The organism is Stenotrophomonas sp. UBA7606, assembly GCF_002477705.1.
In the GTDB taxonomy this organism is placed as follows: domain Bacteria; phylum Pseudomonadota; class Gammaproteobacteria; order Xanthomonadales; family Xanthomonadaceae; genus Stenotrophomonas.
Genome location: NZ_DLJW01000126.1, coordinates 14,230 through 34,909, shown reverse-complemented (window position 1 = coordinate 34,909; position 20,680 = coordinate 14,230). Strand labels below are relative to the sequence as shown.

Genomic DNA, 20,680 nt, shown 5'->3' with positions numbered 1-20,680 from the left:
CCCTAAATCACCGCGCCGCAGCCATGTCCTCGTTAGCCACCGCCAGCCGTGAAGCATTGAATGAAGGCGGTGCGCTTGCGCGCCAGCTGGATGCGTTCGTGCCGCGGCCGGCGCAGCTGCGGCTGACCGCGGCTATCGCCGATACCTTCCAGCAGCGCGACGTGTTGCTGGCCGAGGCCGGTACCGGCACCGGCAAGACCTATGCCTACCTGGTGCCGGCGCTGCTGTCGGGGCTCAAGACCATTGTTTCCACCGGCACCCGCGCCCTGCAGGACCAGCTCTACCATCGTGACCTGCCACGGGTGCGCGCGGCGCTGGGCGTTGGCCATCGTGCCGCGCTGCTGAAGGGGCGTGCCAACTACCTGTGCCGCTACCGCCTGGACCAGGCGCGCGGCGAGCCGCGTTTCAGCAGCCCCGAGCAGGTGGCGCAGTTCCAGCGCATCGTGGCCTGGTCAGGGCGCACCCAATACGGCGACGTCGCCGAGCTGGAAGGCCTGGCCGACGATTCGCCGTTGCTGCCCATGGTCACCTCGACCGTGGACAACTGCCTGGGCACGGAGTGTCCGTTCTGGAACGACTGCTTCGTGGTACGCGCCCGCCAGCGCGCACAGGAGGCCGACCTGGTGGTGGTCAACCACCATCTGCTGCTGGCCGATCTGGCGCTCAAGCAGGAAGGCTTCGGTGAAATCCTGCCGGGGGCGCAGGCCTTCGTCATCGACGAAGCGCACCAATTGCCGGAGCTGGCGGCCAATTTTTTCGGCGAGGGCTTCGGCATGCGCCCATGGCAGGAACTGGCGCGCGATTGCCTGGCCGAGTGCCGCAGTGTGGCGGGCGCGCAGGCCAGCCTGCAGCAACCGGTGGCGACGCTGGAGCTGGCGCTGCGCGCGCTGCGTGAGGCAATGGAAAAGCTGCCCGCACGCGGCACCCGTTGGCGGGCGTTGGCGGACCGTGCCGTGGCCGACGGTTTTGACGACGTGGCGGCAGCGCTCGCGCAGTTGCGCGATGTACTGGCGCTGCTGCGTGAGGCCTCGCCGGGACTGGATGCCTGCCATGCCCGTGCCTTGGAAGGGGTGTCACGGCTGTCGCGTTGGCTGGACGGCGACAGCATCGCGGCGGTGGACGAATGGGACGTCGACCCCGCGCCGACGGACGCTGCCACGCCCGAGCTGGCGGCAGCCGAGGCTGATTCGCTGTTCCCGCAGGCCGCGCCTGGCAATGATGTGCTCTGGTATGAGCTGACCCCGCGCGGGTTCCGCTGCCAGCGCACGCCGATGGATGTATCCGGTCCGCTGCGTGAGCATCGCCAGCGTTCGATGGCGGCCTGGGTGTTCACCTCGGCGACGCTGACCGTCAATGGGGATTTCGGCCACCTGGCCACGCGCCTGGGGCTGGACGACCCGGATACCCTGCTGCAACCCAGCCCCTTCGACTGGCAGCAGCAGGCACTGTGCTACCTGCCGCAGCAGTTGCCGGATCCGGCGGCACGTGGCTTCGGGGCGGCGCTGATCGCCAGCTTGTGGCCAGTGCTGGAGGCGTCGCAGGGCAGGGCGTTCCTGCTGTTTGCCTCGCACCGCGCGCTGCGTGAGGCCGCCGAGGCACTGCGCGGTGGGCCCTGGCCGTTGTTCGTGCAGGGTGAGGCGCCGCGCGCCAGTCTGCTGCAGCGCTTCCGCGAATCCGGCAACGGCGTGCTGCTGGGTTCGGCCAGTTTCCGTGAAGGCGTGGATGTGGCTGGTGATGCGCTCAGTGTGGTGGTGATCGACAAGTTGCCCTTTGCCGCGCCCGACGATCCGGTGTTCGAGGCCCGGCTGGAAGCGATCCGCCGCGAGGGTGGCAATCCATTCCGTGATGAGCAGTTGCCACAGGCGGTGATCGCGCTCAAGCAGGGTGTGGGCCGGCTGATCCGCAGCGAAAGCGATCGCGGCGTGTTGGTGCTGTGCGACCCCCGCCTGCTTTCACGCGGCTACGGCCGCGTGTTCCTGGATTCCCTGCCGCCGTTCCGGCGCACCCGCGAGTTGGCCGATGTGCAGGCCTTCTTTGCGCGACAATGGGCGCCGGAGCATGGGCCGCCGGCCGATGCCGATGCCGAACCGGTGCCGGAAGCCACGGCCCCTGCTGCCCCTCCCTTTTCCCTGTCGTGATTGTTGCCATGAAGCTGCTTGCCTTTGAAACCGCCACCGAAGCCTGTTCCGTTGCCCTGTATGTGGATGGGCAGGTGCTGGAGCGGTTTGAGGTGGCGCCGCGCAGGCATGCCGAATTGAGCCTGCCGTGGGCCGAGCAATTGCTGGCCGAAGCAGGCATCAGCCGCAGCCAGCTCGATGGCATTGCCCTGGGGCGTGGCCCGGGGGCCTTCACCGGCGTGCGGCTGGCCATTGCCATTGCCCAGGGCATTGCCCTGGCGCTGGACAAGCCGTTGCTACCGGTCTCTACCCTGCAGACCCTGGCGCTGCGTGCGCCGCAGGATGCGCCTTGCGTGTTGGCCAGCATCGATGCGCGCATGGGCGAGATCTATGCCGCGCGTTACCTGCGTGATGCCGATGGCAGCCTGCAGCTGCAGGACCGCGAACTGCTGATCGCCCCGGATGCCTATGCACTGCCTGATGACGGCCGTGCCTGGGCCGGTGTGGGCACCGGCTTTGGTGCAGGCGAAGGCGTGCTTGCCAGCCGCCTGCAGGTGCGCCTGCACAGCGTTGACGCACAGGCGCTGCCGCGCGCTTCGGACGTGCTCAAGCTTGCGGTGCCGGCGATGGCGCGCGGCGAGGGCATTGCACCGGAACTGGTGCAGCCGGCCTACCTGCGTGACAACGTCGCCTTGACCCTGGTCGAGCAGCAGGCGCTGCGCGCCGCCAAGGGGTGATCGCGCGCGCGCCTGCACGGTCCCGTTTCCGCGGCTGCCTGCTGGGTTTGGCGGTAGGTGACGCGCTTGGGACCACCCTGGAGTTCCGCGCCCCGGGAAGTTTCGCGCCGCTCACCGACATGATCGGCGGTGGCCCGTTCGGCCTGCAGCCAGGGCAGTGGACCGACGATACCTCGATGGCACTGTGCCTTGCGCACAGCCTGCTGCACTGCCGGGGCTTCGATGCGGTCGATCAGATGAACCGCTATTGCAACTGGTACCGGCACGGTTACATGAGCAGTACCGGCGAATGTTTCGATATCGGTGGCACCGTCAGCCAAGCGCTGGAAGCCTATCTGCGCAGCGGTGATCCGTTCAGCGGCAGCCAGGCAGAAAGCAGTGCGGGAAATGGCTCGTTGATGCGTCTTGCGCCGGTGGCGATGTACTACGCGCACAGCCCCCTGGCGACGGTGGCCACGATGGCTGCTGACAGTTCCCGCACGACGCATGCCGCCGCCGAAGCGGTGGATGCCTGCGTGCTGTTTGCCGCGCAGTTGCGCATGGCGCTGGCGGGTCACGACAAACAGGCCATCCTGCTGGGGCATGGGGCAACGCCGGATGCGCCGGCGATTGCAGCGCTCGCACTGCGCGATCATGTGGCTGTGGACGCGGCTGCAATCCGTGGCAGCGGCTATGTGGTGGACGCGTTGTCGGCTGCACTATGGTGCTTTGCCACCACCAACGATTACGCCAGCGCTGTGCTCAAGGCCGCCAATCTCGGTGATGACGCCGATACCACGGCAGCCATCTGCGGCCAGTTGGCCGGCGCCTATTACGGACTGGAGGGCATTCCGGCGGGGTGGCGGCAAACGTTGCATGACGCCGCGATGCTGCTGGCCGTTGCTGATGATCTGCTGCAGGCCGCACTCAGCGCCTGAATGACGTTGCAGCTGTACGCGCCTTCAGCATGGCCGCCATACGGCTTGTTTCAGGAGGACCGGTTGCTCAGCGATCGTCGTGCAGCTGTCCGCCGGGCAGGAAGACCCAGGTACGGGTGACCTGCAGGATGTCGATGTTGTCCTCGGTCCTGGGCAGGGCCGGGAAGGGCTGCGCCAGTTCGATCACCCGCAGCGCGGTGGCATCAAGCAGGGGCACGCCGCTGCTGCGCAGGATGCGGCTGCTCTCCACGGTTCCGTCGCGGCGCACGCCGACGGTGATCACCACCTGGCCGGCGAGCCGGCGCTGGCGGGCTTCGTCGGGATAGTTGAGGTTGCCCACGCGCTCGGCCCGGTCCACCCAGGCGCGCAGGTAGTTGGCGTAGGCGTATTCGCGGGTGCTGGCCGACACGAACTTGCGGTTGGGGCGTTTGGCGTACTGTTCCGAGCGCAGGTGCACCTCGGCCGCCAGCCGGGCCATTTCGGCATCGCGCTGTTCGCGCGCGGTCATCGGTGCATCGGCATCGGGTCGTTCGGGCAGAGGCTGCGACTGCGCGTTGGCAACCACGTCCTTGGCCGTGCTGCTGGTGATCACCCGTGCCTGTGGCGGTGGCGGTGCGGCGGCAGCCTGAGCCTGCAGCGGGATCGGAGCCAGCCCGTCCTGGGCCTGCGGCACGATGCCGGACTGCGCATCGCGCGGCCGCTGGGCCTTGTCATGGTCACCGCCGCCCTGCTGGTTGGCCTGGGCCAGGAAATCGGCCTGCTTGGGTGTCAGTGGCGTACTGGTCTGGCTGAAGATCACATCCAGGGTCGGCACCAGCGGGGCGTTGCCGCTGACCGCAAAACCCACCCCCAGGATCAGCAGCCCATGCACCAACACCGACAGCACCAAGGTGGCGGTCAGGCGTTGTTGCTCGGTGACCCGGGGTGCGGCCGGCAGAACGTCAGGCTGGGAGTACATCAGGCCAGGCCAACCTCGAGCGCATCGAACAACTGGCCGGCGATGTTGAGGCCGTACTGGGCATCAAGCTCACGTACGCAGGTCGGGCTGGTGACGTTGACCTCGGTGAGGTAATCGCCAATCACGTCCAGGCCCACGAAACGCATGCCGCGGCGCCTCATTTCCGGGCCCACCTGGGTGGCGATCCAGCGATCGCGCTCGCTCAACGGGCGGCCTTCGCCGCGGCCGCCGGCAGCCAGGTTGCCACGGAATTCATCGCCCTGCGGAATGCGTGCCAGGCAGTAGTCCACCGGTACGCCATCGATCAACAGGATGCGCTTGTCGCCGGCGCTGATGTCCGGAATGAAACGCTGCGCCAGCGCCAGGTGGCGGCCACCGTCGGTCAGCGTCTCCAGGATGACGTTGAGGTTGGGGTCGCCGGTGCCGCTGCGGAAGATCGAGCGCCCACCCATGCCGTCCAGCGGCTTGAGCACGGCCTGCCCATGTTCCAGCACGAAAGCCTTCAGTTCGGCCGCATTGCGGCTGACCAGGGTGGGCGGGCAGCATTGCGGGAACAGCAGCGCGGCCAGTTTTTCATTGAAGTCGCGCAGGCCCTGGGGGTCGTTGACCACAGTCGCGCCGGCCTGTTGGGCGACGCTGAGGATGTGGGTGTCGTACAGGTATTCGCCGTCGAACGGCGGGTCCTTGCGCATCAGCACGATCTGGCCAGGGCCGAAAGCCAGTGGCGCGAACTCGCCCAGGCTGAACCAGCCTGCCTTGTCGTCACGCACCTGCAGCGGGGCAACCTCGGCCTGGGCCTGGCCGCCGTGCAGCGACAGCCCGCCGGGGCGGACATAGTGCAGGCGGTGGCCACGGCGCTGGGCTTCCAGCAGCATGGCAAACGTGGTGTCCTTGGCGATCTTGATGTGGGCGATGGGGTCCATCACCACGATGACATCTAATGGCATGACTTGAATCCGGCAGTGCAGCGGTCATGGTAGCGGTTCGGGCGTGGGGCGCACAGCCGGAAAAACGGAACAGTGGAGCCTGAATGGAGCTGCGCTCGAAATGGGATTGGTATCACATTAGGCTGACAGCAGAGCCGGGCCAAATGTGCCCTGCTTGACAGTTCGGGGCAGGACTGGGATATAGATGCGCTTTCGCGGCGGCATCACGTTCGGTGTGGGCCGCGCGTCCGGGGAAATTGCTAATGGTTGAAAACATGGCTGCGGGTGGGGAACTCGCAGGGCTGAAGGTGATGGTCATCGACGACTCGAAGACCATCCGTCGCACGGCTGAAACACTGCTCAAGCGGGAAGGTTGCGAGGTCGTGACCGCGACCGACGGTTTCGAGGCCTTGGCCAAGATCGCCGATCAACAGCCGCAGATCATCTTCGTCGACATCATGATGCCGCGCCTGGATGGCTACCAGACCTGCGCGCTGATCAAGGGCAACCAGCTGTTCAAGGGCACCCCGGTGATCATGCTGTCGTCCAAGGACGGCCTGTTCGACAAGGCACGTGGCCGCATCGTGGGCTCCGAGCAGTACCTGACCAAGCCTTTTACCCGCGACGAACTACTGGGTGCCATCCGCACATACGTCAACGCCTGACCAGGGGGTAAGGCACAATGGCTCGAATTTTGTTGATCGAGGATTCACCGACCGACAGGGCGGTGTTTACGCAATGGCTGGTCAAGGCCGGGCACGAGGTGCTGGCTGCCGACAATGCCGAGGAAGGGCTGCAGCTGGCGCGCAGCCAGGGGCCGCAACTGGTGCTGATGGACGTCGTGCTGCCGGGCATGAGTGGCTTCCAGGCCACCCGCGCGTTGTCGCGTGACGAGACCACCCGCGACATCCCGGTGCTGATCGTCAGCACCAAGGGCATGGAAACCGACAAGGCCTGGGGCATGCGCCAAGGGGCCACCGATTACATCGTCAAGCCGCCGCGTGAGGACGAACTGATCGCGCGGATCAACAAACTGGTGGGTTGATGCGCTCTCCATTCGACATCCTTGAAGCTTACGAACGGCGCAGCCTGGCGCATGCGGTGCAGTTGCCGGAACGGCGCTTCTCGCAGGATGTCTGGCGTGGCGTGGGTTACCGGGTTGGCAGCCGCCACCTGGTATCCGATTTCCGCGAAGTGGTGGAAATCGTGCCGATGCCGCCGGTCACCCCGGTGCCGGGCGCACAGCCCTGGCTGCTGGGCGTGGGCAACCTGCGCGGCAACCTGTTCCCGGTGGTGGACCTGAAGTACTTCCTCGAAGGCGAGCGCACCGCGCAGCAGGAAGGCCAGCGCGTGCTGATCATGCGCCAGGCTGGCGGCGACGTGGCGCTGGTCATCGACGAGCTCTATGGCCAGCGCAGCTTCGAGGCGCAGATGGGCGTGCCCGCCGGCGATATCGCCCAGGGCCGCTACGCGCATTTCGTCGAGCGCGGCTTCCATGACGAGGGCCGCGATTGGGGCGTGTTCTCGCTGTCGCTGCTTTCCCGCACTCCTGAATTCCGGCAAGCCGCCGCCTGACCGGCGGCTTGCCACTTCGCATTGGATACCGAGGTCGAACGATGAGTACTGCTCCCGAAGCCGCCAGGACTGGCAAGCTTGGCAATCTGGGCACCAACTTCTGGCTGGGCCTGCTGGTGTTGTCGATGGTCGTGTTCGGCGCCAATACCGGCGTGGCGACATGGCAGGGCAGCCGCCTGGCAGGCGCCAGTACCGGCGCCGCCGACCTGCAGGTGCTGTCGCAGCAGCTGGCCAACCAGGGCCGTGAGGCGGTGGCCGGCAGCCGTGACAGCTACGCTGCGTTCAAGGACACCCGCGGCAAGGTCGAAAGCACCGTGAGCGAGCTGCAGGGCCGCTACGGCAACGAGAGCGGCGTGTCCGGTCCGTTGGGCAACCTGGTCGACACCTGGAAGCCGCTGTCCAAGAACGCTGAGCAGATCGTCGCCTCCGAGCCGGCAGTGCTGGCACTGGCCGGCAACGCCGACAGCTTCGTGGGTGCAGTGCCGCAGCTGCAGGCGCAGTTGAACGAAGTGGTGCGCGCGATGACCGCTGGTGGTGCGCAGTCCTCGCAGGTCTACAACGGTCTGCAGCAGGTGGTGGTGGTGGGCACCATGGCCCGCCGCGTGACTGAAATCCGCGCCGGTGGCGCTGCCGCCAGCGGCGCCGGTGACGCACTGGCCCGCGACATGGTGGTGTTCTCGCAGGTGCTTGAAGGCCTGCGCCACGGCAACCAGGAAATGGGTATTGCCGCCGTGCGCAGTGCCGATGCCCAGGTTGCCCTGGAGCAGTCGGCCAACCAGTGGGCCAAGATGAAGAAGGACGCCGACGCCATCCTGGCCAGCTCGCGCAACCTGTTCGCCGCACAGTCCTCGGCCGCCGCGCTGGCGACCGGCTCGGACAAGATGCTGGAAAGCAGCCGCAAGCTGTTCGATGCGTTCTCGGCCTTCGGTTCGGCCCGCGATACCCGCATCTTCCCGAACTTCTGGTGGAGCGTGATTTTCGGTGGCCTGTCGGTGCTGTCGATCATCGGTTTCGTGTGGAGCTCGGTGCGCAGCCGTTCGCGCGAGCAGGAAGTGCGCTACCAGACGCAGGTGGAGTTCAACAGCCGCAACCAGCAGGCGATCATGCGTCTACTGGACGAAATCAGCTCGCTCGGTGAAGGTGACCTGACGGTGAAGGCCTCGGTGACCGAGGACATGACCGGCGCCATCGCCGACGCTATCAACTACGCCGTGGATGAACTGCGCCACCTGGTGACCACCATCAACGACATCTCCTCGAAGGTGGCGGTGTCGGCACAGGAAACCCAGGCGACGGCCATGCAGCTGGCCGAGGCCGCCGGCCACCAGGCCGACGAGATCACCAGCGCATCGGACCGTATCGGCGAAATCGCATCGTCCATTGAGCAGGTGTCGCGCAACTCCAGCGAGTCCGCTGAAGTGGCACAGCGCTCGGTGGTGATCGCCACCGAGGGCGCCGGCGTGGTGCGCCAGACCATCCAGGGCATGGACCAGATCCGCGACCAGATCCAGGAAACCTCCAAGCGCATCAAGCGCCTGGGCGAGTCCTCGCAGGAGATCGGCTCGATCGTGGAACTGATCAACGACATTTCCGAGCAGACCAACATCCTGGCATTGAACGCCGCCGTGCAGGCAGCGTCGGCCGGTGAGGCCGGCCGCGGTTTCGCGGTGGTGGCCGACGAAGTGCAGCGGCTGGCAGAACGTACCTCCGGCGCGACCCGCCGAATCGAAGGCCTGGTGCAGGCGATTCAGGCCGATACCAACGAAGCGGTCACCTCGATGGAACAGACCACCGCCGAAGTGGTGTCCGGTGCCCGCCTGGCCGAGGACGCCGGTACTGCACTGACCGAAATCGAACGCGTGTCGAACGCGCTCAACAACCTCATCAAGAACATCTCCATCGCCGCGCACCAGCAGGCCTCGGCAGCTACCGACATCACCCAAACGATGGGCGTGATCCGGCAGATTACCGGCCAGACCTCGCAGGGTGCCGGGCAGACCGCCGATTCGCTGGGCCAGCTGAACCAGTTGGCAGCGGAACTGCGTCGTTCGGTGGCCGACTTCAAGCTGCCGGCTTGATCGTCGGCGCGCTGAGCAGGTGGGGATGCAAAGGAACCAGCAGATGAAGTTTCATCATACCGCAATGCAGGGCCGCCAGGACGGCATGCAGATGATCCTGCACGGGGGAGTGCAATGAGTACCTTGCGCGATGCCATGAGCCACGCGGCACTGGGTTGGGTGAAGCCCGAACTGGACGAGACCCTGCGCCAGGTGCGCAGCGAGGTCGAGGCCTATGTCGAGGAACCCAGCGACACCGGCCGCATGCGTTTCTGCGCCGGCTACCTGCATCAGGTGCAGGGCACCCTGCGGATGGTGGAGCTGTATGCCCCGGCGATGGTTGCCGAGGAAATGGAGCTGCTGGCCAATGCCGTGCGCGAGGACGCCGTGCCCGACCGCGAGGAGGCCTGTGCCACCTTGATGCGCGGCACCGTGCTGCTGCCAGACTATCTGGAGCGCCTGCAGAACGGTCACCGCGACATTCCCATCGTGTTGCTGCCACTGCTCAATGAAATCCGCGCTGCGCGCGGTGCCGAAGGCATCAACGAAAGCGTGCTGTTCGCCTTCAACCCGGACGCCGGCGACGCCAGCCCGGCCGAGCTCGAGCACGCCCGTGGCAGCTTGAGCGGACGCAACCGCGAGCTGCTGGACACGGTGGGCGGTGCGGTCAAGGAAGAACTGATGCGCATCAAGGATGCGCTGGACCTGCACGTGCGTACTGGCGGCAACCCTGTCGACCTGCAGGTGCAGGTGAACGAACTTGGTGCTGTCTCCGACACCCTCGGCGTGATGGGCCTGGGCGTGGCCCGTGGCATCGTCGCCCAGCAGCGCGACGCGCTGCGCGACGTGGTGTCGGGCAACCGCAACATCGACGACAACCTGCTGCTGGATATCGCCGGCGCGCTGCTCTATGTGGATGCATCGCTGGACGACCAGGTTGCCCACCTTGGCGCCAACACCGCGGGTGAGGACGATCCTGCATCGGTGGAAACCCGCCGCACGGTGGAAGTGCTGGCCCACGAAGCCATCGCCAACTTCACCGCGGCACGCGAATCCTTTGTCGCCTTCATTGAAACCAGTTGGGACCACCAGCGCCTGACCGAAGTGCCACGCCTGCTTGGCGAGGTTGCCGGTGCGCTGCGCATGCTGGACCTGCCGGCACCGGCGGATTACCTGCAGGCGGTGCGCGAATACATCAAGGTTGAACTGGTCGAGCGCCAGCGCGTGCCCAGTGGCCGCCAGCTGGACACCCTGGCCGACGCAATGGCCAGCCTTGAGTACTACCTGGAAGCCCTGCGCGATCGCCGCCCGGGCCGCGAGGACATCCTCGACATCACCCGCAGCAGCCTGGAAGCGCTGAACTATTGGCCGCTGCCCAGTGCATCGGCCGCACCGGTGGCGACTGCGCCGGCGATTGAAACGGTAGCCGCACCGGCCTGGGGCCTGGACCCGATTGCGGGCCCGGATGCCGTCGAACCGGTTCAGGACGTGCCATCTGCCGCCATTGAGGCTGACGTGCCGGACAGCGCATGGAGCGTGGAGCCGGTTGCGGCATCGCCCGCCATCGCGTCGCTGCACGATGCTGCCGAAACTGCCCATGTTGCTGCGCCCGCTACCGACTGGAACGTCGAGCCGCTGGTCGAGGCCTTGGCACCTGCCGAAATGCAGCAGGAAACTTTCGAAGAAGCTCCCGTCGCAGGGCAGGATGCGGCGGCCCAGACGGCTGTCGCAGCGCCCAGCGGGCCGCCGCCGCTGCCGCCTTTGGCGGAAGCCCCGGCAGCTGCACGTCAGGAATATCCCTTGGTGTTTGGTGCCGCCATCAACGCCAAGCCGGTGCCGGTCGCCGAGCCGCAGGTCATCGCGCAGGCCGCAGCGGAATCGTTGCCCTACGCGACGCAGAGCACCGGATTTGATCCGGTTGCAGCGGAAGCGCCGGCGCAGCAGGACAGCACCTACACCCTTGCGCCGATCGCCCTGGAAGGCCATTTGGACACCGAGCCCAGCCGGGCGGGTGATGCGCTGCACGGCAGCTTCGATCCGGTTGCGGCAGAAAGCGATGCAGCTGCGGTTGCCAGCGACACTTACAGCTTCGACAGCAGTCTGCTGGAACTGGAGATGGAACCGGTGGCCGCTTCGATCGGCGCCACCCACGCACCCGCGCACGTTGAAATGTCGCTGGCCGACGGTTTCTTCGAGGCGGACCTGGAAGAACCGGTCACCGTGGCCGAGGCCTCGCCCAACGCGGGTGCCTGGCAGCTGGAAGAGATCACCGCCAGCGTGCAGGACGATGGCGCGTTGCAGCTGGAGCAACACAGCGCAGGCACCGCGGCGACCGATTGGCAGTTGCAGGACATCGAGCCGGAGTTTGTTGCCTCGGACGATGATGCGCGCGATGCCGACGGCTCGTTGCCGGCGGGTGTCACTGCCGAAGGCGATGCGGTAGCTGCCCCGGACGTGACCGCCTCTGCTCAAGACAACGTGCCTGAACCCGTACTGGAAGACGCCGAAGCAGCGGCCTTCCTGGCCGAGCTGGATGCCGCTGCGGCGGCCTTCGATCCCTTCGCGCAGCCCGCCGTCGAAGCCGTGGTGCCGCAGGAGGCCGCCGAAGCCGCTGTCGCCACCACGACCGTGGCAGCCGCAACGGTGCCGGCACTGGACGGTGGTTTCATCGACAACGGCGAAGATATCGACCAGGACATCCGTGATGTCTTCATCGAGGAGTTCGACGAAGAGCTGGAGAACCTCGGCAAGTTGCTGCCGGCCTGGCGTGCGGCGCCGGCCAACATGGAAAGGCTGCGCCCGGTGCGCCGCGTGTTCCATACGCTCAAGGGCAGCGGACGCCTGGTTGGCGCGCGCACCCTGGGCGAGTTCAGCTGGAAGATCGAGAGCATGCTCAACCGCGTGCTGGATGGCAGCCGCCCGGCCAGCCCGGCGGTGCTTGCACTGGTGGGCCAGGCTTACGACGTGTTGCCCGAGCTCAATGCGGCATTGCGCGGCAGCGGCAGCATCCACTCCGACCTGCTGGCGATCCAGGACGTGGCCGACCGTGTGGCCGCCGGTGAAGAGGCGTTCTACGTGGCTGGCGCAAGCGAGGCAGCGGCACCGCCTGTTGCAGCAGTGCCGCAGACGGAAGTGCCGGTGCTGCCGGCGGACGTTGCCGACGTGCTCGATGGCACGCCGGCGTCGGTGGACAGCGTGTTGCGTGAAATCCTGGAAGCCGAGATCGGCGTGCATCTGGGTACGGTCAACGCCTGGTTGCTGCAGTCGGCAACCCAGCCGCAGGCGGTATCGGAAGATCTGCTGCGTGCGGTCCATACCATGAGTGGTGCCTTTGCGATGACCGATGTGCCGGTCATCACCGGCATCACCACCCCGGCCGAATCCTTCGTCAAGCGTTCGCTGGCTGCCGGCATCGTGCCGGGCGTGGCCGGTGTGGCTGCGCTGGCGCAGATGGCGGCCGCGGTGGATGTAACCATCACCGCGTTGCGCCAACCGTCACCGCGCATTCCTGCGTTCCCGGGCCTGGCTGAACGCCTGCAGGCCCTGGTCGATGGTTTGCCGGACGCCAAGTGGCCGCCGATGGCGCTGGACGACGAACTGCCGCCGGTGCCGGCGGACACCGTGCCGGAAACCGCCGAAGTCACCGCGCCGGCAAAGGCGGAACTGGTCGCGATGGAAGACCTGTCTGCCTATTTCGACAAGTCGATGCTGGAAGACACGCTTGGCGAGCTGCCGTCGTTTACGGCGCCCGTGGTGCCGGAGGCAACCCCGGCGCCGCTGGCCGAAGCACCCGCCGCACGTTGGGGCGAACCGACCCCGTCTGCTGCCAGCGCGCCGTCGGATGCGGTCGCTGCCGCGCTTTCCATCGTTGCCGGTTTGAGCGCCCGCTCGGCTGATCAGGCCGAGGTCACAGCACCGGTGGATGCTGTCGAAGCGACCGCGGCTGAAGCAGCGGTTGAAGCGGACGACGTTGGGGTCGCAGCCCTGCAGGTAGAGGCAGGCGAATCGGAAGCTATCGAAGTAGAGGCTGTCGAAGCGGAAGCTGTCGAGGCAGAAGCCGTCGAAGCAGAAGCTGTCGAAGCAGAAGCTATCGAAGCAGAAGCTATCGAAGTTGAGGCTGTCGAAGCGGAAGCTGTCGAGGCAGAAGCCGTCGAAGCAGAAGCTATCGAGGCAGAAGCTATCGAAGCAGAAGCTATCGAAGGAGAAGCTATCGAAGCAGAAGCTGTCGAGGCAGAAGCTGTCGAGGCAGAAGCCATCGAAGCAGAAGCCATCGAGGCAGAAGCTATCGAAGCAGAAGCCGTCGAAGCAGAAGCTGGCGAGGCAGAAGCTGTCGAGGCAGAAGCCGTCGAAGCAGAAGCTGTCGAAGCAGAAGCCGTCGAAGCAGAAGATGTCGAGGCAGAAGCCGTCGAGGCAGAAGCCGTCGAAGCAGAAACCATCGAAGCAGAAACCGTCCAAGCAGAAGCCGTCGAAGCAGAAGCCGTCGAAGCAGAAGCTGTCCAGGCAGAAGCCGTCGAAGCAGAAGCTGTCGACGCAGACGCTTCGCAGGCGGATACCGCCGGGTTGCATCTGGGCGAAGCAGAAGCCGGCCAGCAAGCCGCGGCGGAGGCGCCGGTTTCCGTGGACGCGGATGGCAGCACGGTCTCGAAGATCGAGCTGGCGCCGCTGACCTCGCCGGTGTTCGAGAGCGTGCCGGCTGCGGTGTTGGAACCGTCAGGCAGCCAGTTCGACGCGGGTCACCTCGACTTCAACGAGCTGGATCGCGAGTTGGTGGACATCTTCGTCGAGGAAGGCAAGGACCTGCTCGACCATTGCGACGGCCTGATCAGCGAACTGCGCGCTGCGCCGGAAGACCGCGAAGTGCTGGCTGGCCTGCAGCGTGACCTGCACACCCTCAAGGGTGGCGCACGCATGGCCGGCATCAATGCCATCGGCGACCTGGGCCACGGCATCGAATCGCTGTTGGAAGCCGTGGCTGCCAACCGCACCGAGATCACCCGTAGCGATCTGCAGTTGCTGGAGCGCGGTTTCGACCGCCTGCACCAGTTGCTGATCCGTACCGGCGAACACCGCGCGGTGCAGATGCCGGCGGATCTGATCGAGGCGTTCGAGGCGCGTACCGATGGCCGTGCCGAGGCCGCGCCGGCCCCGGTCGAAGCGGCGGTCAGCGACAGTGCCCCGCAGGTTGCGGTGGAACAGCTGGACGTGCAGCCGCAGCCGCTGGCCGAGAGCGTGCCGTTGTCGGCGCCGGTCATCGACGAGGCCAGCAGCGAGGACGAAGCCGCGCCGCGTGGCCAGGAACAGGTGCGCGTGCGCGCCGACCTGCTCGACAGCCTGGTCAACCACGCCGGCGAAGTGGCGATCTACCGCTCGCGCCTGGAACAGCAGTTGGGTGCCTTCCGTGGCGCCATGGCCGAATTGGACCGCACCAACGCGCGTCTGCGCGACCAGTTGCGTCGTCTTGACCTGGAAACCGAAGCACAGATCGTGGCGCGCTACCGCCGCGAGCATGAGCAGGCCGACCAGACCTTCGATCCGCTGGAACTGGACCGCTTCTCCACCCTGCAGCAGCTCAGCCGTGCGCTGAACGAATCGGCGGCCGACCTGGGTGGCCTGCAGAGCGTGCTGGACGACCTGTCGCGCAACTATGACGTGTTGCTGCAGCAGCAGTCACGCGTCAGCTCGGAACTGCAGGACGGCCTGATGCGTGCACGCATGGTGCCGTTCGACGGTCTGGTGCCGCGCCTGCGTCGCGTGGTCCGCCAGGCGGCCCAGGACACCGGTAAGCAGGTGCAGCTGAAGCTGGAAGGCACCCACGGCGAACTGGACCGCAACGTACTCGATCGCATGGTCGCGCCGCTGGAGCACATGCTGCGCAACTCGGTCGCCCACGGCCTGGAAGTGCCCGAGGCGCGTGCTGCCGCCGGCAAGCCGGAAGAAGGTGAGATCGCCCTGCGCCTGCGCCGGGAAGGTTCGGAAATCGTGCTGGAAGTGGCCGATGACGGCGCCGGCCTGGATCGCGCAGCGATCCGCCGCCGCGCCGAGCAGCGCGGCCTGCTGGCCGCCAACGAAGAAATCGCCGACACCCGCCTGGATCAGATGATCTTCGCCTCGGGCTTCAGTACCAGCGAGCAGGTCAGCCAGTTGGCCGGCCGCGGCGTGGGCATGGACGTGGTGCGCAACGAAGTGCGCCAGTTGGGCGGCTCGGTGGACATCCTGTCCGAGCGCGGCCACGGCGCCACCTTCACCCTGCGCCTGCCGCAGACCCTGGCCGTCACCCAGGCCGTGTTCGTGCGCATTGGCGAAACCACCTACGCGGTACCGGTGGCGTCGGTCAGCGGTATCGGCCGCATTTCGCGCGAGCGCTTCGAGTCCGGTGAGGGCGGTTACCACTACAACGGCGAAGACTTCAGCCTGTACAACCTTGGCGCGCTGGTCGGCCTGGCGGCCGCCAAGGCCGAAGGCCAGAGCGAGATCCCGCTGTTGCTGGTGCGCTCGGGTGACCTGCGCGCGGCGGTCGCGATCGACCAGGTGCTGGGCAACCGCGAAATCGTGGTCAAGCCGGTGGGCCTGCAGATCGCCTCGGTACCGGGCATCTACGGCGCCACCATCACCGGTGAGGGCAATGTGGTGGTGATCCTGGACGTGGCACCGCTGGTGCGCCGTCATCTCACCCAGCCACAGCAGCCGGTGGAAGTGGCCGCCGCCAGCAGCCAGCGGCATGTACCGCTGGTGATGGTGGTCGACGATTCGCTGACCATGCGCAAGGTCACCGGCCGCGTGCTGGAGCGCCACAACCTGGACGTGGTCGCCGCGCGCGACGGCGTCGAGGCGCTGGAGCTGCTGGAGGAGCGCGTGCCCGACCTGATGCTGCTGGATATCGAAATGCCGCGCATGGACGGCTACGAGCTGGCCACCGCCATGCGTGCCGATCCGCGCTACAAGGACGTGCCGATCGTGATGATCACCTCGCGCAGCGGTGACAAGCACCGCCAGCGTGCCTTCGAGATCGGTGTGCAGCGCTATCTCGGCAAGCCGTACCAGGAGTTGGATTTGATGCGCAATGTCTATGACCTGCTGGGGATCGCCCGTGCACGCGACTGATGACACTGCCTGCCTGGTTGCCTTGCTGGCCCGCGCTGGCGTCGCCCGCGATCGCCTGCGCGAAGGGGTGAGCGCTGCGGGTGGCCACATCGTGCTGGAGGAAGACCCCAATACGCTGGATCTGGCCGCACTGCAGGCCGCCGCACCACAGGTGGTGCTGGTGGCGTTGGAACCGGCCATCGAAGACGCGCTGGAACAGCTGGAAACCGTGCTGGAAAGCGGCCAGTACAACCTGATGTTCGAGGAGGCTGAGTTGGCCGCGCGGCGTGAGGGCTGGGAGGCACAACGCTGGGTACGCCATCTGGCAGCCAAGCTGCAGGGCCATGCCAACGTGCTGCCGCCAGGCCAGGAAAACGATGCGGACGTTGCGCCTGCTGCGCCAGAACAGGCGCCAGCGCCGGGGCAGGAACAACCGCAGGAACAGGAACAACCGGCGCAGCCGGAATCGCACGGGGCTTTGCAGTTCGACCCGGCCCTGGCCGAGGCAGACGATTTTGCCAGCGCGGCTTTCTCTCCGCCGCCGGTGCAGCGCGAAGCCCCTGCTGAGGTGTTGTCGTTCGAGGAACTGATCGCCTCGGCGGCACCACCGGCACAGTTCGCAGAGGAATCGGTTGATTCAGGCGCGCGCGGCATGCCGCCACCGTTGCCCCCGGCAACCGAACAGCCTGTGGGTACGCCGGCAACACCGGTTGCGGGCAAGGGCTTCTCGGAATGGTCGCTGCTGGAAGACGATGCCTATACCGAAGCCACACCGGCAGTGGAACTGGCGGCCGAGCCGCCGCCTGCGTTGGCCAGCCTGCTGAACAGTTCGCTGTCGCTGGTGGAGTTGGAAGAAGCCGGCGACGGTGGTAGCCGCAGTGCGGTGCTGCTGGTTGCCGGTATTGGTGGCCCGGATGCGGTGCGCCGGGTGCTGGCCGGCCTGCCCGAGGACTTCAATCGCCCGGTGTTGGTGCAACTGCGTCTGGATGGCGGCCGCTATGCCAATCTGGTCAAGCAGATGTCGCGCGCCGCAGCGCTGCCGGTGGCGCTTGCCGACCCGGGCCAGGGGCTGCAGCAGGGGAATATCTACATCCTGCCGGATGGCGTTGGCCTGGCGTCCGAGGCGACGGGGCTGGTGTTCAGCACCGCGACCTCCGATCTGCTGTCAGCACTGCAGCCCGAAGGCAGCGCGGTATTGCTGCTCAGCGGTGCGGACGTGGCCATGGTCGAGCCGGTGCTGGCATTTGCCGGCAGCGGCGGCTGGGTTGCCGGCCAGGTAGGCGAGGGGTGCTATGACCCGGCCGCTGCCAGCCAGCTGGCGGTTGCCGGCATGCTGGCGGGTGATCCCGAACATCTGGTGGCGGAACTGGCTGCCCATTGCGGCAACTGAAATCGCTCCGGCCTAGGAACTGACGATGAGCTACGCAAACAAAGACGAAGTACGCGGTGTCCTGATCCAGTCGGGCAATGAGCGGGTGCTGTTGCCCAACGCTACCGTGGCCGAAATGATGGCGCGTGTATCGGTGCAGCCGCTGGCCAACGCGCCGGCCTGGTTGGTCGGGCAGATCGCTTGGCATGGCTGGAGCGTGCCGCTGCTGTCCTACGCGGGCTTGAGCGGGCACGGCAGTGAGTCGCTGGGCAGCAACAACAAGGTGGTGGTGCTCAAGGCGCTGGGCGGTAACCCGGACTTGCCGTACTTCGCGCTGTTGACCCAGAGCTTCCCGCAACTGATCGCGGTGCCGCGCGACGGCCTGCTGGCCGACGCATCGGAAGAAAACCTGCCCGATGGCGTGCACATGCGTGTGCTGCTGGGCGAACAGAGTGCCCTGCTGCCGGACCTGGATGCGATCGAGGCGGCAGTAACCAGCGCGCTGGCCACTATCGCGGCCTGAGCGGACAGGCACAGCGTCCTTGGATCAGCTGAACGTCAAAGCCCGGGCCAGCCCGGGCTTTTTCTTGACCGCATGCGTGGTGGAAGCCGCGAAGCGCATGAGAGATGCCTGCGTTTGAACGGCGGCCCGGTCATGCGGGCTTCGCGGCTTGCGGCGTGCCTGCCGAGTGGGGTTACAGGTCGCCCAGCCGCGCCTGCAGGGCAGCTATCGCGGCCAGGCCGGCGGTCTCGGTGCGAAGGATGCGCGGACCCAGCTGCAGGCCTTGGAAACCGGCCTCGGCCAGTACCTGGCGGTCACGCGGTGACCAACCGCCTTCCGGGCCGATCGCAATCACCACGCCGTTGGCCGGGACAGCGGACAGCCCGGCGAGGCGATGCTCGCCCTCCGGGTCCAAGGTCAGGCGCAGGGTCTGCGCAGGCAAGGATGCTGCCGCAGCGGCCAGCGCCTGCGGTGCAGCGATGGCGGGAATGCGCGCCCGCCCGGACTGGCCACAGGCCGAGGCGACCACACTGCGCCAATGGGCGATGCGCTTTTCCGCACGCGCCGCATCCAGTTTCACCTCGGTGCGTTCGGCATTGACCGGGATGAGCGCGTTCACGCCCAGCTCGGTTGCCTTCTGCATGATCAGATCCATCTTTTCGCCGCGGGCAATGCCCTGCAGCAGGGTAATGGCCAGCGGGGATTCGTTCTGCATGGGCTGGGCCGCATCGATCCGCAGCGTGACCTCGCGCTTGCCCAGGCCCACCACCACGGCGGTGTAGTCGTGGCCGTCACCGTTGAACAGCACGCAGGCATCGCCCTCGCGCAGGCGCATCACCCGCACCAGGTGGTTGGCGGCATCTTCGGGCAGGGCCACGGTCTGGCCCACGGCCAACGGCAGCGCGATGGGGCAGCGGGTCAGGCGCATGCTGCATCCTCATGACGGCGGGGCAACGGGGGGAGGGCTGGGTCTGTTAGCATTTCAGGTTCATGGAAACGTATCTGCCAATGCACATTCTATCGGTCTACCGCCGTCGTGCCGGGTGTGGCGCATGAGCCGCCGGCTTCCGCAGATCCACGGCATCACCGAAGAAACCATCGGTCCGTTCCAGCAGGAACAGCTGGACCTGGAGTTCTCCAACGGCGAACGCCGCCATTTCCAGCGCCTGGTCAGCCGTGGCCATGGTGCGGTGGTGGTGGTGCCGATGCTGGATGATGAAACCGTGCTGCTGGTGCGTGAATACGCAGCCGGGCTGCATCGCTACGAACTGGGGCTGGTCAAGGGCCGCATCGATGCCGGTGAAACGCCGCTGCAGGCCGCCGACCGCGAGCTCAAGGAGGAAGCCGGTTATGGGGCCCGGCAGCTGGATACGCTGCGGGCGTTGACCCTTGCGCCTACTTATATGAGTCACCAGTCCTGGCTGGTGCTGGCGCGTGACCTGTACCCGGAACGATTGCCCGGTGACGAGCCGGAGGAGCTGGAAGTGGTGCCCTGGAAACTTGCTGAACTGGACCAGCTGATGCTGCGTGAGGATTTTTCCGAAGGGCGTTCGCTGGCGGCGCTGTTCATCGCCCGTGAATGGCTGGGGCGCGGCGCATGATCATCAACCAGGCGTTGCGCGAAGCGGTCATCGACATCAGCCATCGTGCCGGTGCGGCGATCCTGCAGGTCTATGCCAATGGTTTCGATGTCCAGCGCAAGGACGACGACAGCCCGGTCACCAGCGCCGACCTGGCCGCGCACCGGCTGATCGTGCAGGGCCTCAGTGCGCTGACCCCCGATGTGCCGGTGCTGTCGGAGGAGTCGGCCCAGCTGCCATGGGAAACCCGCCGCCAATGGCAGCGCTACTGGCTGGTTGATCCGCTGGATGGCACCCGCGAGTTCATCAAGCGCAATGGCGAATTCAGCGTCAACATCGCCTTGATCGATGCGGGCCTGCCCGTGTTCGGCGTGGTGCAGGCGCCGGTGACCGGCGTGGTCTGGCACGGTCAGCGGGGCGGCAAGGCCTACCGGCGCGATGGCAGCAGCGAGGACGCGATTGTCACCCGCGTGCCGCCAGCGCTGCCGCTGCGGGTGGCTGCCAGCCGTTCGCACCGCAGCCCGCGGACCGAAGAACTGCTGGCGCGCATGGGCGACATCGAACTGATAGCGCAGGGCTCCTCGTTGAAGTTCTGCCGCATTGCCGAAGGTACGCTGGACGTCTACCCGCGGTTGGGCCCGACCAGCGAATGGGATACTGCCGCCGGCCAGTGCGTGTTGGAAGCGGCCGGTGGCGTGGTGCTGGCGGCCGACAGTGGCGAACCGTTCCAGTACAACCAGCGTCCGCGCCTGCTCAACGGTGATTTCGTTGCCCTGGGCGATGCGTCGTTGCCGTGGCGCGATTGGGTGGCCGGGCTGTGAGTGCCGGTTGCCTCGTATTGCTTTGACACATACAACGCGCC

At 66.6% G+C, this 20,680-nt stretch carries 15 protein-coding genes; 12 read left to right on the top strand and 3 right to left on the bottom strand.

What is annotated here, in order from left to right; genetic code table 11:
• Positions 1 to 23 precede the first annotated feature (23 nt).
• The 3 genes from B2527_RS16545 to B2527_RS16535 are packed head-to-tail and all read left to right on the top strand — an operon-like array spanning position 24 to position 3,771.
• Positions 24 to 2,138, top strand: a complete 2,115-nt coding sequence (locus B2527_RS16545) for an ATP-dependent DNA helicase (protein WP_293716210.1) — start codon at positions 24 to 26, stop codon at positions 2,136 to 2,138.
• An 8-nt stretch (positions 2,139 to 2,146) separates the two neighbouring features.
• On the top strand, positions 2,147 to 2,854 hold the full coding sequence (tsaB, locus tag B2527_RS16540) for a tRNA (adenosine(37)-N6)-threonylcarbamoyltransferase complex dimerization subunit type 1 TsaB (RefSeq protein WP_293716207.1): 708 nt from the start codon (positions 2,147 to 2,149) through the stop codon (positions 2,852 to 2,854).
• Positions 2,854 to 3,771, top strand: a complete 918-nt coding sequence (locus tag B2527_RS16535; protein ID WP_293716402.1) for an ADP-ribosylglycohydrolase family protein — start codon at positions 2,854 to 2,856, stop codon at positions 3,769 to 3,771. Before tsaB ends, B2527_RS16535 begins: the two co-directional genes overlap by 1 nt.
• Before the next feature lie 67 nt (positions 3,772 to 3,838).
• Here B2527_RS16535 and B2527_RS16530 read toward each other — a convergent pair whose 3' ends face one another.
• Entirely contained in the window at positions 3,839 to 4,729 is an 891-nt protein-coding gene (locus B2527_RS16530) for an energy transducer TonB family protein (protein WP_293716204.1), read from the bottom strand.
• On the bottom strand, positions 4,729 to 5,676 hold the full coding sequence (gene gshB, locus B2527_RS16525; protein WP_293716202.1) for a glutathione synthase: 948 nt from the start codon (positions 5,674 to 5,676) through the stop codon (positions 4,729 to 4,731). Before gshB ends, B2527_RS16530 begins: the two co-directional genes overlap by 1 nt.
• Before the next feature lie 242 nt (positions 5,677 to 5,918).
• Between gshB and pilG the strand changes: the two genes are divergently transcribed.
• The 7 genes from pilG (at position 5,919) to B2527_RS16490 (ending at position 18,259) form a co-directional block, all read left to right on the top strand.
• Positions 5,919 to 6,320, top strand: a complete 402-nt coding sequence (gene pilG, locus B2527_RS16520; RefSeq protein WP_293716199.1) for a twitching motility response regulator PilG — start codon at positions 5,919 to 5,921, stop codon at positions 6,318 to 6,320.
• A gap of 17 nt (positions 6,321 to 6,337) precedes the next feature.
• The gene (locus tag B2527_RS16515) at positions 6,338 to 6,700 is read left to right on the top strand and encodes a response regulator (RefSeq protein WP_293716196.1); all 363 of its coding nucleotides are present in this window, start codon (positions 6,338 to 6,340) and stop codon (positions 6,698 to 6,700) included.
• The gene (locus B2527_RS16510; RefSeq protein ID WP_293716194.1) at positions 6,700 to 7,230 is read left to right on the top strand and encodes a chemotaxis protein CheW; all 531 of its coding nucleotides are present in this window, start codon (positions 6,700 to 6,702) and stop codon (positions 7,228 to 7,230) included. Before B2527_RS16515 ends, B2527_RS16510 begins: the two co-directional genes overlap by 1 nt.
• 41 nt (positions 7,231 to 7,271) lie before the next feature.
• Positions 7,272 to 9,308, top strand: coding sequence for a methyl-accepting chemotaxis protein (locus B2527_RS16505; RefSeq protein WP_293716192.1), 2,037 nt, complete (start codon positions 7,272 to 7,274; stop codon positions 9,306 to 9,308).
• Between the two features lie 114 nt (positions 9,309 to 9,422).
• The gene (locus tag B2527_RS16500) at positions 9,423 to 16,388 is read left to right on the top strand and encodes an Hpt domain-containing protein (protein WP_293716190.1); all 6,966 of its coding nucleotides are present in this window, start codon (positions 9,423 to 9,425) and stop codon (positions 16,386 to 16,388) included.
• A complete protein-coding gene (locus B2527_RS16495; RefSeq protein ID WP_293716187.1) occupies positions 16,375 to 17,757 on the top strand; it encodes a chemotaxis protein CheB in 1,383 nt (460 codons plus the stop codon). Before B2527_RS16500 ends, B2527_RS16495 begins: the two co-directional genes overlap by 14 nt.
• 25 nt (positions 17,758 to 17,782) lie before the next feature.
• The gene (locus B2527_RS16490) at positions 17,783 to 18,259 is read left to right on the top strand and encodes a chemotaxis protein CheW (RefSeq protein WP_293716184.1); all 477 of its coding nucleotides are present in this window, start codon (positions 17,783 to 17,785) and stop codon (positions 18,257 to 18,259) included.
• 172 nt (positions 18,260 to 18,431) lie between these two features.
• On the opposite strand, the gene B2527_RS16485 is transcribed toward B2527_RS16490, so the two are convergent.
• On the bottom strand, positions 18,432 to 19,166 hold the full coding sequence (locus B2527_RS16485) for a 16S rRNA (uracil(1498)-N(3))-methyltransferase (protein WP_293716182.1): 735 nt from the start codon (positions 19,164 to 19,166) through the stop codon (positions 18,432 to 18,434).
• A gap of 124 nt (positions 19,167 to 19,290) precedes the next feature.
• Here B2527_RS16485 and nudE point away from each other — a divergent pair, with 124 nt between their 5' ends.
• Together nudE and cysQ are read left to right on the top strand one after the other, a co-directional pair.
• Entirely contained in the window at positions 19,291 to 19,839 is a 549-nt protein-coding gene (nudE, locus tag B2527_RS16480; protein ID WP_293716179.1) for an ADP compounds hydrolase NudE, read from the top strand.
• Positions 19,836 to 20,639, top strand: a complete 804-nt coding sequence (gene cysQ, locus B2527_RS16475) for a 3'(2'),5'-bisphosphate nucleotidase CysQ (RefSeq protein ID WP_293716176.1) — start codon at positions 19,836 to 19,838, stop codon at positions 20,637 to 20,639. The genes nudE and cysQ overlap by 4 nt, the downstream gene beginning before the upstream one ends.
• Positions 20,640 to 20,680: the final 41 nt, after the last annotated feature.